Here is a 13170-nt window from a genome sequence, read left to right as displayed (position 1 = left end):
TTCCCGGGCTGATCGCGAAGCGATGACGCGCTCGCCCAAGCACGGTCAAGGGGGCGAGCCGCCAGGCGAGCTCCCTTGGGCCGGGATTGCAATAAATTCAGCCTTCGAGGTCGACCCGGCGGCCCATGTCGGCGCCGACCTCGGCGGTGATCGCGTCGACGAGCTGCGGGGCGATGGCGGAGTCGACGGTGAGCGCGATCAGCGCCTTGCCGCCCTTGGCGGCCCGGCCGACCTGCATCCCGGCGATGTTGACCTCGGCGTCGCCGAGCAGCTTGCCGACGGCGCCGACGATGCCGGGCCGGTCGACGTAGGTGAAGAACGCCATGTGCTCGGTCGGGACGAGCTCCATGTTGTAGCCGTTGATCTCGATGATGCGCTCGGCGTGCCGGGGGCCGGTGAGGGTGCCGGACACCGAGACCACCGAGCCGTCGGACATCGTGCCGCGGACCTGCACGACGTTGCGCCAGTCGGGGCTGTCCTCGCTGGTCGTGAGCGTGACCTCGACGCCGCGGTCGCGGGCCAGGAGGGGCGCGTTGACGAAGGTCACGGCCTCCTCGGTGACGTCCACGAACACGCCCTTGAGCGCGGCGAGCTCCAGGACCTTGACGTCGTGCTCGGCGATCTCGCCGCGCACCACCACGTCCAGCCGGACGGGGACGCCGCCGGCGAGCGCGGTGAAGATCCGTCCGAGCTTCTCGGCGAGCGGGAGGCCGGGCTTGACGTCCTCGGCGACGGCGCCGCCCTGGACGTTCACCGCGTCGGGGACGAACTCGCCGGACAGCGCCAGCTTCACCGAGCGGGCGACCTGCGTGCCGGCCTTCTCCTGCGCCTCGTGGGTGCTCGCACCGAGGTGCGGGGTGACGACGACGGAGTCGTGGTGGAACAGGGGGCTGTCGGTGCACGGCTCGGTGCTGAACACGTCGAGGCCGGCGCCGGCGACCCGGCCGTCCTTCAGCGCGAGGTCGAGGGCCTCCTCGTCGACGATCCCGCCGCGGGCGGCGTTGACGACGCGCACGCTCGGCTTGACCCGGTGCAGCTCGCGGTCGCCGATGAGGCCGAGGGTCTCGGGGGTCTTCGGCAGGTGGACGGTGATGAAGTCGCTCTCGCGGAGCAGCTCGTCGAGCGTGACGAGCTTCACTCCGAGCTGCGCGGCGCGGGCGGCCTGGACGTAGGGGTCGAAGGCGATCACGTTCATGTCGAACGCGGCGAGGCGCTGGGCGACGAGCACGCCGATGCGGCCGAGGCCGAGGACGCCGGCGGTCTTGCCCTGGAGCTCGACGCCGGTGTACTTGGAGCGTTTCCACTCGCCCTGCTTGAGGGCGGCATGGCCCTGTGGCACGTTCCGCGCGGTGGCCAGCAGCAGCGCGATGGCGTGCTCGGCGGCGGTGACGATGTTGGAGGTCGGGGCGTTGACGACCATGACGCCGGCCTTGGTGGCGGCTTCCACGTCCACGTTGTCGAGGCCGACGCCGGCGCGGGCGACGACCCGGAGCCGCCGGGCGCTCTGGAAGACCTCGGCGGTGACCTTGGTGGCGCTGCGGACGATCAGCGCGTCGACGTCGGCAACGGCGGGCAGCAGGAGCGCCTTGTCGCTGCCGTCGACGTGACGGACCTCGAAATCGGACTCCAGCACGGCGATGCCGGCCGGGGAGAGCTCTTCTGCGACGAGGACGACGGGCTTGCTCAAGGAAACAGTCCTTCGGATGTCGGATGTGCGCGGTCGGATGTGCACTCTGCGGGGCGGCGCGCGTGCCGGTGGGCACGGTGCGCCGCTGAAGGCGTGCAGGTGAAGTCGCGAGTCACCTCGTCGTGCTCTCGGCCCCCGCAGGCGAGTCTATCCCTCGCCGGCCTCCGGGTCGGCGGCAGCCGGGACTTCCGCGGCGGCCCGTCCGGACCTGGCCCCACCACATTCCGTCAAGCCACGTCAAATCGGGTCAGGTCCGGCCCCGGCACGGTCCCTTGTGGGGGGCCGACCTCCCACACCCCCCGGAACGGCGCGGTGTCCAGGCCGCGTCAGGCCGCGTCAGGCCGCGTTGTGCTCGGGCATCGCGGTCAGCACGGAGGCGACCCGCTCGGCGTCGGCCACCAGCAGGTGCGGGACGTCCACGAACACCCGCAGGGGCCCCGCCGGCAGTCCCAGCTCCTCGGCGACCTGGAGCTGGACGCCGCGCAGCGGGATGTAGGTGAGGTAGCAGGGGTACACGTCCTGCGACCGGAACATCCCGGTCATGATCAGCCGGTATCCGCGGATGCGGAACGACAGCGCGGTCAGCCTGGGCAGGCCCTCGGACGGCTCGCCCGGGAGCGTCAGCGAGATCCACGCGCTCGTGGTCCACGGCCGGGCCCGCAGCAGGCCCACGACCCAGGCGAGCTGGTCCACCCCGTCGAGGTCGTGCAGCCGCGGCCCGTACCGGCCCTGGACGACGCGCCTGGTGCGCTCCTGGGCCCGCCGGACGAGGCCCGCCCGGTCGCCGTGCTCGCGGAGGATCGGGTCCTCCCAGCTCAGCGAGGCCACCTCGAAGAGCAGCGGCGGGCCCTCGATGATGGGCCCGCGGTCGTCCATGCCGGCCTCGCCGGCCGTCCACACGTGCCGGAGCACGCCGATCCACGCCTGCCCGCACGTCTCCCATCGCTGGACCTCACGGCCCTCTGGCGCCGCCATGTCACGGCTCCCCGCCAAGGGCCGCCCTGCGGCCCGCTTTGCCGAGAGGGTGATTACCTGCCTCCGGCATTGGCGCGGGGGGAAGAAATTCCGCCGCCCGCCGCCGCAGCCCGTTCGCGTTGTTCTCGATCAGCCCGTCACCGCTCATGCGCTCCGCCCCAACGCCGCCCGGCAGCGGTCACACGAGTGTTAGCGCAGGCAGGTCTCCTGGCCGGCCGCGGCCGTCGCGACTTTCTTCAAGTATCCAGCAAAGCAGACGAAAAGTGTAGGTTTATTCGTCCTCCGCCGCCCTTCACCGGCATTCTGACTGGATCTGTGACGCACTGTCATTGGACGCCTTGTCCAAAGGTCCGGGTTTATCGGCCGTACAGGCCGCGTTCACCAGGGATCGGCTACGTTCCGGTGAAGGACGACGTATCCGTCCTGGCGGTAGACCTCCCGGTATCCGGCCGCGAGCAGCGATTCCACCCGGCGGCGCTGCTCGGCCACCGTCCGGAAGGGGAACTCCAGACGCTCGACGTCGGCGATCACCCAGGGAGCGCGGCGCGGCTGCCCGTCCCACAGCAGGACGCGGGTGCGGGTCGTGAGCGCGGGGCCGATCGCGTTGGCCGACTCGACGAGGACCCCGTCGGGGATCCGGGACGCGACGGCCGCCGCCGCGCGGGCGCGCTCGTTCCGCCGCCACAGCGCGGGATCGGCCAGGTGGGCGAAGGCGAAGAAGGGCACGCACACGACCGCCGCGGTCAGCAGCGCGGCGCCGGGCAGCGGGGGCGGGATCCGGGTGGCCCGCAGCGGCCCGAACCGCCCGCGCAGCCGCGCGGCCCCGTCCACGGCCGCCATGACGAGCACGGCGACGATGAACGCGTTGTAGTGGTAGTGGGGCTCCCACCAGTTGCCGAAGCGGCTGGCGAGCATCCGCTCGGCCAGCAGCGGCAGGACGGTCAGCGTCAGCGGCGACGCCAGCGGGAGCAGCAGCAGCGGCAGGACGAGCAGCGCCATCGTGCCGAGCTTGTGCGGGGGCGTGCCGAGGACGGCCAGCACGTCCCACGGGTGCGTGAGGGCGTACACGGCGGCGTGCGGCAGGTCGGGGCCGAGCGACCCGTAGGCCCAGTAGTAGTCGTTGTCGCCGCCGAAGACGGCGATGATCAGCCGCGAGCACACCCAGGTCGCGACGAGGCCGCCGACGATGTAGGCGAGGCCCGCGCGCCGGTCGCCGCGCGGCAGCCATCCCCCGCCGTCGGCGTCGCGGTGCTCGTGCCGGGTGAGCAGGAAGATCCCGAAGCCCACCAGCAGGAGGCCCATGTCCTCCTTGACCAGCAGGAGGGCCAGGGCGGCGGCCGCCGCCGCGCCGCGGCGCCCCGCGTCGTAGCGCTCGACCATGAGCGCCGACAGCACCGGCACGAACGCGACCTCGTGGAAGTCGAAGGCGAGGGCCTCGGCGACGGGCCAGGACAGCGCGTACGCGGCGGCCGCGCAGTACGCGGCGCCCGCGCCGAAGCGGCGCTCGGCGTAGCGCCAGATCGGCACGATCGCGAGGGCGAACAGCACCGCCTGCGCGACCAGCAGCGTCCCCGGCCCGTCGTGGACCCAGTACAGCGGGGCCAGCAGCGCGAGGATCGGAGAGAAGTGGTCGCCGAGGATCGCGAAGTGGGGGCCGAACCCGTTGTGGACGCCCTTGACCATCGCGACGGGCAGCTCGAACCGGCTGTAGGAGCGGATGGCCTGGTCGAAGATCACCAGGTCGTAGCTGCTCGCCCGGAACGCGCGCAGCCGCATGAGCGAGTACGCGGCGTACAGCGCCGCGCTCGCCGCGACGAGCGCCCACAGCGCCACGCGCCGCCGCCGCGTCCCTTCCCGGCGGCCGACCGGGGCCTCGTCCACGGGCCCCTCCACCACAACCGCCTCAGCCACGCGCCGGACGCTACCAGCCCACCGGCACCGCCCGGGCGATCAGGAGGCGATGCGGTGCGACATGGGGAGGCGGGACCGGGTGAGGATCCCCGCCGCGAGCATCGCCACCAGCGGCACCGCCACCCCGATGATCAGAAGGACCTGCCCCGGTATGTCCACGATCGTCCCGTGGGACGGCGCGGCGCCCCCGGGTTCGGCGGGCTCGTTGGTGAGGGGGCCGGCCGCGGCGATGCCCGGGACGGCCCCCGCCGCGATCCCGAGCCAGCAGCCGAGTGTCGCGACGAAACCCGCCTGCCCCGTCATCAGCAGCCTGCGGGTCCTCGGCCGGGCGCCGATCGCGGCGAGCGTGGCGAGATCCGGGCGGGCGTCGGCGGACGACAGCCCGGTGGCGATCAGCGCGCCGCCGAGCGCCAGCACCCCGCCCGCGGCCGCGAGCAGCAGCATGACCACGTCACCGGACCGGGTGAAGCCCCGCTCGACGTAGACGGCGCCGTCCGCGGGCACCTCGCTCGCCCCGGCGACCACCTCGGTCAGCCGGGCCTGCTCGTCCGCGGTGAGCCGGTGGCTGGCCCGGTCCACGCCGAGCCCCTCGACCCGGGCGGGGACGCCGATCTTGGCGGCGGCCGACGGGGGCACCAGGGCGGGCACGTGCGGGTCGGCCTCGACGCCGACGGCGGGCAGCCCCGGAACCTCCTTGAGGACGCGCGGCCGGTCGTTCTCCCAGACCGACACCGTGGCCGTCGTCGTGCCGCCGGGCAGCGGCCGGGAGGCGAACACCACGATCTTGCCCTGGGCGAGGGCCGCGGTGACGGCGGGGTCGTCGCGGCCCAGCACCATCCGGGCCTCGGGGGCGCCGCCCACGACCGCGTCCATGTACCCGCTCCTGGTCCCGCCGAGGTCGCGGCCGGCGAACCGCACCGAGGGACATTTGGACGTGTCGGCCTCCAGGCACGACGAGTTCTCTCCCGGCAGCACCCGCATGTCGAGCAGCGGGACGCCGGGGAGCTCCCGCGCGAACGCCGGGCGCAGGGCGTCGATCCGGTCCAGTGGCGGGCGGATCAGCGCCGATCCCATCGGGAGCCGGGGGACGTAGTCCATCCGGGCCTGGCGGAGGTCGCTGGCGTTGGCGATGGCCAGCGCGGTGACCCCCGCCACCGCCGCCATGATCGCGGCGACGGCGGGCGCGGACCGGCCGCGGTTGCGCGCGCCGTCCCGGACGGCGAGGCGCAGCGGCACCGGCAGCCGTCCGGCGGCCCGCCCCGCCGCGCCGACCAGCCACGGCCCGGCCATCACGCAGCCCGCGATGATCGCCGCGGCGCCGAGGGCCGCCCCGAACTCGCGCAGGACCCGCACGCCGACGAGGCTGAGGAACACGCCCGCCGCGATGGCCGCGGCGCCCGCGATCGGCCAGCCGCCGCGTGGCATGCCCCTCTCGCGGCGGCCCGCGAGGGCGGCGACGACGTCCATCCGCGCGGCCTGCCGGGCGGGCACGTACGCGGCGACCACGCCGCTGCCCGCGCCGAGCGCCATCGCCAGGGCGACCTGGAGCCACGGCACGTCGAACGGGCCGAGCACGTCGTCGGACATGGACTGGACGACCAGCGTGGCCACGCCCGCGCCGGCGACGCCGAGCGCTCCTCCGGCCAGCGCGGCGGCGCCCCCGAGCACCAGGCCGCCCGCCAGCACGATGGCCCGCAGGTGCCCGCCGCTCCCGCCCGCCACCGCGACGAGCGCCAGCATCCGCCGCCGGCGGCGGATGCCCACGGCGAACGCGGGCCCGGCCAGCAGCACGACCTCCAGCACGATCATCACGACCACCATCGCGACGATCGCCCCCGCGGCGCCGCCGTCGCTCCCGGCGCCCGGCGGCGAGGCCGCGGGCGGCGGGTGCCCGACGACCGCGCGGGACAGCACCCCGATCCCCTCCTTGTTGAGCTCGGTGACGTCGGCCCAGGTCACCGGCCTGCCGGTGCCGACCAGCCAGCCCGGGACCGCGGTCGCGCCGAGCGGGTCGGGAAGGACGCCGGGCAGCGCGAGCGCGAGGTGGTCGCCGGGCGCGCGGGGATCCTCGACGGTGCCGACGACGCGCTTGACGGTGCCCTGCCGGTCGATCGGCGCGGCCGAGCCGATCGGGAACTCGCGTCCGGCCAGCGACGGCGAGAGCGCGATCTCCCCGGGCCCGGCGGGCGCCCGGCCCCGGGTGATCCTGTAGAGGCCGCGCGCCAGGGGGTCGCGCACGTCCACTTCGACGCCCTCGGACCGCCGGTAGCCCCGCGGGGTCTTCAGTTCCACGCCCTTCCCCCGGTTCAGGGGCAGGACGCGGGCGCGCGGGCCGTACTCGGCGGTGATCCGCCGGGTGATCTCCTGCGTGGTCCAGGGCCTGCCCGCGGACGCCCCGCCCCGCGGGAACGTCATCTCGTCGTCCACCGGGTCCTGCCGGATGGGGGCGTGCCCGGCCCCGCTGATCCGCGCGTCGGCGGTGCCGAGCTCGTAGGGCAGCGACTCGCGCGGGGACCAGTCCATGGTCGCCACCAGCACGGCGACGGCGACGATCACCGCGACGGGCAGCCCGATCATGCACATGACGAGGGTGGTGCGGCCCTTGGCGCGCAGCGCGTCCCGCCGCGCCATGCGCAGCGCCGGCCGGTAGCCCCTCACCGGGTCTCCTGCAAGAGCGTCTCCGGGCCGGGGCGGCCGGGCGTGGCGTCGACGATCCGCCCGTCGCGCAGGAACACCACGCGGTCGGCCCAGGCGGCGTGCCGCGACTCGTGCGTGACCATCAGGCAGGCGGCGCCCGCGTCGCAGCGGCTCCGCAGGATGCGCATCACGTCCTCGCCGGTCTGGCTGTCGAGGGCGCCGGTCGGCTCGTCGGCCAGGACGAGCCGCCGGTCGCCGACCAGCGCGCGGGCGATCGCGACGCGCTGCTGCTGGCCGCCGGACATCTCGTCGGGGAAGCGGCCGGCCAGGTCGCCGACGCCGACCTCCTGGAGGGCGCCCACCGCCTCGCGGCGGGCGCGGCGGGCCCGGACGCCGTCCAGCTCGCGCGGCAGCATGACGTTCTCGGCGGCGGTGAGGGCCGGGATGAGGTTGAGGTCCTGGAAGACGTAGCCGACGCTGCGGCGGCGCAGCGCCGACCGCCCGGCCACGCCGATCGCGCCGAGGTCGGCGCCCTCGACCACGATCCGGCCGGACGTCGGGGTGTCCAGGCCCCCGGCCAGCGTCAGGAGCGTCGACTTGCCCGATCCGGACGGGCCCATCACGGCGACGAACTCGCCCGCCGCGACCTCCAGGTCGACCTCCCGCAGCGCGTGGACGAGCCCCGCGCCCGTCCCGTGGTCGCGTGACACGGCGTGCATGGCCAGGACGCTCATCGGTGCGCCTCCTCGTTGTCGGCCGGGTCCGGCGCGGGCGCCGGCGGCGCGGAGGCGGGGAAGGCGCGCACGACGTAGGACTCGCAGTGGTCCAGCCAGCGCACCTCCGCCTCCGTCTGGAAGATCATGGATTCCAGGACGAGCCGCCACGCGGTGTCACCCCGGTCGGCGGGCGTGGCGGGCGCGTCCGCCTTCAGCCGGGTGAGGTCCTGGAGGGCGCGCAGCGACGCGGTGCGCTGGGTCTGCACGACCTGCCGGACGTCGACGCCGGGTGTGGTGACGGCCATCGCCAGCTTGATCGCCAGCTCGTCGCGGGGCCGGTCAGCGCGGGCGATCGGGGTGGCGAACCAGCGCCGCACGTCCTCCTCGCCCGCGGGGGTGATCCGGTAGACGAACCGCCCCTCGTCGTCGGCGCCGACCCGGGTGACCATCTCGTCGCGTTCGAGGCGGGACAGCGTGGAGTACACCTGCCCGATGTTCAGCGGCCAGGTCGCACCGGTGGACGACTCGAACTCGGCGCGCAGCTGGTAGCCGTAGCGGGGCCCCTGGGACAGCAGTGCCAGCAGGCCGTGACGGATCGACATACCTACCAAGTATGCATACCGCGTATGTCACTGGCAATACCGAGTATGCATCCCCCGGGACACGCTCCCCGGATTTCACTGTCCGCGCTCGATCGGGGGCTTAGCGTGACCGTGACGAGCGACCGACAGGGAGGGGCCCGTGAGCCCGGACAGCACCATCAGCGTCCTGCGCGACGTCCTGCGCGTGTACGACCACCGCTACCTCGACCTGGACCTTCACCAGCGGGAACGGCTGGTCGAGGGCACCCGGCGGGTGATCGGCGAGGAGGGCCTCAGCGACGCCGCGCGGGCCGCGCTCCCCGCCTCCGTCCGGCTCCGGGCGTTCTGCATCCAGCACGGCCTGCGCGAGGAGCTGGAGCGGCTGATCCGCGACGAGGCGGAGGGCGCCCCCGGCGGCGCCGTCGTGGTCGGCGGGCGGATCTACGCGCTGTACCCGTACCTGCGCGGCGTCTCCCGGCAGGACGCCGACATCACCACCGAGGTCGGCGTCGACCACCGGCTCGACGCGGTCGGCTGGCAGGGCGGAAGGCTGCGGATCCGCGGCACGGCCGCCCTCCAGCGCGTCGAGACCCCACGGACGGACGCCGAGCTGATCCTCCGGAACCGGGCGTCCGGAGGCGAGCGGCGCTTTCCCGCGGAATCCCGCGAGGCGGGCTTCGAGGTCTTCGCCGACCCGGCCGTCCTCGGCCCCGGCCGCTGGGAGGCGCACGTGGCCGTCACGGCTCTGGGCGTGACGAGAGAGGCCCCCTTCGGCGCCATCCGCGCGCCCCGCTTCAAAGCCGCCCCACAGCGCCGCACACTCGGCGCGGCGAAGAGCGCCACGGCCGACTTCACCAAGGAAGGCCACCTGGCGGTCCAGATAGACACCGGGAACCCCCACCGCGAAAGCCTGCTACGCCGCCTCTTCAGCTGAGGAGACGAGCAGGGGCCCAGGCACCTCAACCGTCACGCGAGCGCGCGACCAGCCCGGTGAGGCAAGGCCGAAGGCGAGCCTCCCCGGGCTGATCGCGAAGCGATGACGCGCTCGCACAAGCACGGTCAGGAGGGCGAGCCGCCAGGCGAGCCCTCCTGGGCCGGGATTGCAATAAAGCTAGTCGTTCAGCCAGCTCATCATCGGGCGGAGCTCGGCGCCGGTCTTCTCGATCGGGTGCTGGGCGAGCTCCTCGCGGTACTTGCCGAAGCGGGCCTGGCCGCCCTCGAACTCCTCCACCAGCTCCTTGGCGTACGCGCCGGACTGGATCTCGCCGAGGATCTTCTTCATCGCGGCCTTGGTCTCCGGGGTGACCACGCGCGGGCCGCGGCTGTAGCCGCCGTACTCGGCGTTGTCGGACACCGACCAGTACATCTTGGCGATGCCGCCCTCGTACATGAGGTCGACGATCAGCTTCATCTCGTGGAGGACCTCGAAGTAGGCCACCTCCGGCTGGTAGCCGGCCTCGGTGAGCACCTCGAACCCCGTCTTGATGAGCTCGGAGACGCCGCCGCACAGCACGGACTGCTCGCCGAACAGGTCGGTCTCGGTCTCCTCGGTGAAGGTGGTCTTGATGCCGCCCGCGCGGAGGCCGCCGATGGCCTTGGCGTAGGACAGCGCCAGCGGCCAGGCGTTGCCGGACGGGTCCTTCTCCACGGCCACGATCACCGGGACGCCGCGGCCGGCGACGAACTGGCGGCGGACGAGGTGCCCCGGGCCCTTCGGCGCGACCATCGCCACGTCCACGCCCTCCGGCGGCTGGACGAGGTCGTAGCGGATGCTGAAGCCGTGGCCGAAGAACAGCGCGTCGCCCTCGACGAGGGCGGGCCTGATGTCCTTCTCGAAGATCTCCCGGTGGTGGTGGTCGGGGGCCAGCAGCATGATGAGGTCGGCCTCCTCGGCCGCCTCCGCGGGGGTGACGACGCGCAGGCCCTCGGACTCCGCCAGCTCCCGGCTCGCGGAGCCCTCGCGGAGCCCGACCCGCACGTCGACGCCGGAGTCGCGCAGGGAGAGCGCGTGCGCGTGCCCCTGGCTGCCGTAGCCGATGACCGCCACATGCCGACCCTGGATCACGCTCAGGTCGGCGGCGTCGTCGTAGAACATCTCAGCCACTGTGCTGTTGCCTTTCAGAGTTGTCGATAAGGACGGGAATCGCGCGGGTCACGCGCTGCGCTCGATGGCGCGCAGCGAGCGGTCGGTGATGGAGCGGGCGCCGCGGCCGATGGCCACCATGCCCGACTGCACCATCTCCTTGATGCCGAAGGGCTCCAGGACCCGGATGAAGGCGTCCAGCTTGTCGCGGTTCCCGGTGACCTCGATGGTGACCGCGTCGGGCGCGACGTCCACCACCTTGGCGCGGAACAGCTGGACGGTCTCCAGCACCTGGGAGCGCGTCTCGGCGTCGGCGCGCACCTTGACCAGGACCAGTTCGCGCTGGACCGACGCCGGCTGGTCGAGCTCGACGATCTTCAGCACGTTGATCAGCTTGTTGAGCTGCTTGGTGACCTGCTCCAGTGGCAGGTCGGCGACGTTCACCACGATCGTCATCCGGGAGATGTCCGGGTGCTCGGTGGTGCCGACGGCGAGGGACTCGATGTTGAAGCCGCGCCGGGAGAACAGCGCCGCGACCCGTGCCAGGATGCCGGGCTTGTTCTCCACCAGCACCGAGAGGGTGTGCAGGCTCATCGGGGTCAGTCTCCGTTCTCCCAGTCGGGGGCCATGTCCCGCGCGATCTTGATGTCGTCGTTGGTGGTGCCGGCGGCGACCATCGGCCAGACCATCGCGTCGTGGTGGACGACGAAGTCGATGACGACCGGCGCGTCGTTGATCTCCATGGCCTTGGTGATGACGTCGTCGACGTCCTCCGCGCGGTCGCAGCGCAGCCCGACGCAGCCGTACGCCTCCGCGAGCTTGACGAAGTCGGGGATGCGCCTGGCCGAGTGCAGGTCGGTGTTGGAGTAGCGGCCGTCGTAGAAGAGCGTCTGCCACTGCCGGACCATGCCCAGGTTACCGTTGTTGATCACGGCGATCTTGACCGGGATCCCCTCGATCGCGCAGGTCGCCAGCTCCTGGTTCGTCATCTGGAAGCAGCCGTCGCCGTCGATCGCCCACACCTGCGTGTCCGGCGCGCCGACCTTGGCGCCCATCGCCGCGGGGACGGCGTAGCCCATCGTCCCGGCGCCGCCGGAGTTGAGGAACGCTCCCGGCCGCTCGTACTTGATGAACTGCGCGGCCCACATCTGGTGCTGGCCGACGCCCGCGACGTAGTACGCCTCGGGCCCGGCGAGCTCGCCGATGCGCTCGATCACGTACTGCGGGGACACCGACCCGTCCGCCGGGGTGTCGTAGCCGAGGGGGTAGGTGTCCCGCCAGGCGTTCAGCTGCCGCCACCAGTCCCCGTAGTCGCCCTTGCGGCCCGCCTCGTGCTCGTTCTGGACGGCGACGATCAGGTCGGCGATGACCTCCCGCGCGTCGCCGACGATCGGGACGTCGGCGTGCCGGTTCTTGGAGATCTCGGCGGGGTCGATGTCGGCGTGCACGACCTTGGCGCCGGGCGCGAAGCCGTCCAGCTTGCCGGTGACCCGGTCGTCGAACCGGGCGCCGAGGGTGACCAGCAGGTCGGCGCGCTGGAGGGCGCCGACCGCGCCGACGCTGCCGTGCATGCCCGGCATCCCCATGTGCAGGGGGTGGCTGTCGGGCAGCGCGCCCTTGGCCATCAGCGTGGTCACGACGGGGGCGCCGGTCAGCTCGGCCAGCACCTTCAGCTCGGCGGACGCGCCGGCCTTCAGGACCCCCCCGCCGACGTACAGCACCGGGCGCCGCGCCGCGCCGATCAGCCGTGCCGCCTCGCGGACCTGTTTGGAGTGCGGCCGGGTGACGGGGCGGTACCCCGGGAGCTGGAGCTGGACGGGCCACTCGAACGCGACGGTGGCCTGGAGGGCGTCCTTGGCGATGTCGACGAGGACCGGCCCCGGGCGGCCCGTCCCGGCGATGTGGAACGCCTCGGCGATCGTGCGCCCGATGTCCTCGGCCTTGGTCACCAGGAAGTTGTGCTTGGTGATCGGCATCGTGATGCCGGCGATGTCGGCCTCCTGGAAGCCGTCGGTCCCGATGAGGGACGAGGCGACCTGGCCGGTGATCGCCACGATCGGCACCGAGTCCATGTAGGCGTCGGAGATGGCGGTGACGAGGTTCGTCGCGCCGGGCCCGCTCGTGGCCATGCAGACCCCGACCTTGCCGGTCACCATCGCGTAGCCCTGGGCGGCGTGGCCCGCGCCCTGCTCGTGCCGGACGAGGATGTGACGCAGCTTGCCGGAGTCGTACAGCGGGTCGTAGGCCGGGAGGATCGCGCCGCCCGGGATCCCGAACACGGTGTCGACGCCGACGTTCTCCAGGGCGCGCACCAGCGCCTGGGCTCCCGTCATCTGTTCGGTCGTCATGATCTGCGTTTCCTTGGGGAGAGATATCTAAGATCGCCGGGCAACAAAAAACCCCCGCCGCCGTGAGGCGGTCGAGGGGAGGCGCGCAGGTCGGAAAGCTTGGTCAGCCTGCGCGCCGACCAAGTACTACGAGAATGGTGGTAGTGCTCCGCACGGAGTCAACTGTCGCCGACTTCGGGCCGCCGGTCAAATCCGTGGACGCATTGTCTCACCTCGTGAGACATCGACCGGC

Annotated in this window: 10 protein-coding genes; 1 reads left to right on the top strand and 9 read right to left on the bottom strand. The window is 73.1% G+C overall.

What is annotated here, in order from left to right; all coding sequences use genetic code 11:
* Window positions 1-97: 97 nt before the first annotated feature.
* From serA to AGRA3207_RS31175, 6 genes are all read right to left on the bottom strand, one after another.
* Window positions 98-1687 carry a phosphoglycerate dehydrogenase gene (gene serA, locus AGRA3207_RS31200; RefSeq protein WP_231330712.1) on the bottom strand — a complete coding sequence of 530 codons (1590 nt, stop codon included), beginning with the start codon at window positions 1685-1687 and terminating at the stop codon, window positions 98-100.
* Between the two features lie 336 nt (window positions 1688-2023).
* Window positions 2024-2662 (bottom strand): thymidylate synthase family protein, encoded by a 639-nt coding sequence (locus AGRA3207_RS31195; protein WP_231330711.1) that lies wholly within the window; start codon window positions 2660-2662, stop codon window positions 2024-2026.
* A 378-nt stretch (window positions 2663-3040) separates the two neighbouring features.
* Window positions 3041-4573, bottom strand: a complete 1533-nt coding sequence (locus AGRA3207_RS31190; RefSeq protein WP_231330710.1) for a DUF2079 domain-containing protein — start codon at window positions 4571-4573, stop codon at window positions 3041-3043.
* A 39-nt stretch (window positions 4574-4612) separates the two neighbouring features.
* Complete coding sequence (locus AGRA3207_RS31185) at window positions 4613-7231, bottom strand: FtsX-like permease family protein (protein ID WP_231330709.1); 2619 nt, start codon at window positions 7229-7231, stop codon at window positions 4613-4615.
* Complete coding sequence (locus AGRA3207_RS31180) at window positions 7228-7944, bottom strand: ABC transporter ATP-binding protein (protein WP_231330708.1); 717 nt, start codon at window positions 7942-7944, stop codon at window positions 7228-7230. The genes AGRA3207_RS31185 and AGRA3207_RS31180 overlap by 4 nt, the downstream gene beginning before the upstream one ends.
* Complete coding sequence (locus tag AGRA3207_RS31175) at window positions 7941-8528, bottom strand: PadR family transcriptional regulator (RefSeq protein WP_231330707.1); 588 nt, start codon at window positions 8526-8528, stop codon at window positions 7941-7943. The genes AGRA3207_RS31180 and AGRA3207_RS31175 overlap by 4 nt, the downstream gene beginning before the upstream one ends.
* Window positions 8529-8667: 139 nt before the next feature.
* Between AGRA3207_RS31175 and AGRA3207_RS31170 the strand changes: the two genes are divergently transcribed.
* Window positions 8668-9441, top strand: a complete 774-nt coding sequence (locus AGRA3207_RS31170; protein WP_231330706.1) for a hypothetical protein — start codon at window positions 8668-8670, stop codon at window positions 9439-9441.
* A 177-nt stretch (window positions 9442-9618) separates the two neighbouring features.
* Here the strand turns inward: AGRA3207_RS31170 and ilvC are convergent, their stop codons facing one another.
* The 3 genes from ilvC to AGRA3207_RS31155 are packed head-to-tail and all read right to left on the bottom strand — an operon-like array spanning window position 9619 to window position 12938.
* Window positions 9619-10602, bottom strand: a complete 984-nt coding sequence (gene ilvC, locus AGRA3207_RS31165) for a ketol-acid reductoisomerase (protein ID WP_231330705.1) — start codon at window positions 10600-10602, stop codon at window positions 9619-9621.
* 57 nt (window positions 10603-10659) lie between these two features.
* The gene (gene ilvN / locus AGRA3207_RS31160) at window positions 10660-11184 is read right to left on the bottom strand and encodes an acetolactate synthase small subunit (RefSeq protein ID WP_067461481.1); all 525 of its coding nucleotides are present in this window, start codon (window positions 11182-11184) and stop codon (window positions 10660-10662) included.
* Between the two features lie 5 nt (window positions 11185-11189).
* A complete protein-coding gene (locus tag AGRA3207_RS31155; protein ID WP_231330704.1) occupies window positions 11190-12938 on the bottom strand; it encodes an acetolactate synthase large subunit in 1749 nt (582 codons plus the stop codon).
* Window positions 12939-13170: the final 232 nt, after the last annotated feature.

This window comes from Actinomadura graeca (assembly GCF_019175365.1).
Classification (GTDB): domain Bacteria; phylum Actinomycetota; class Actinomycetes; order Streptosporangiales; family Streptosporangiaceae; genus Spirillospora; species Spirillospora graeca.
This window is presented reverse-complemented; position numbering and strand designations above follow the sequence as displayed.

What these genes read in the sequence shown, in the direction of transcription:
- ilvN (WP_067461481.1), bottom strand. Translation starts at nt 11,184, where the DNA reads ATGAGCCTGCACACCCTCTCGGTGCTGGTGGAGAACAAGCCCGGCATC.
- AGRA3207_RS31175 (WP_231330707.1), bottom strand. Translation starts at nt 8,528, where the DNA reads ATGTCGATCCGTCACGGCCTGCTGGCACTGCTGTCCCAGGGGCCCCGC.
- AGRA3207_RS31155 (WP_231330704.1), bottom strand. Translation starts at nt 12,938, where the DNA reads ATGACGACCGAACAGATGACGGGAGCCCAGGCGCTGGTGCGCGCCCTG.
- AGRA3207_RS31195 (WP_231330711.1), bottom strand. Translation starts at nt 2,662, where the DNA reads ATGGCGGCGCCAGAGGGCCGTGAGGTCCAGCGATGGGAGACGTGCGGG.
- ilvC (WP_231330705.1), bottom strand. Translation starts at nt 10,602, where the DNA reads ATGTTCTACGACGACGCCGCCGACCTGAGCGTGATCCAGGGTCGGCAT.
- AGRA3207_RS31180 (WP_231330708.1), bottom strand. Translation starts at nt 7,944, where the DNA reads ATGAGCGTCCTGGCCATGCACGCCGTGTCACGCGACCACGGGACGGGC.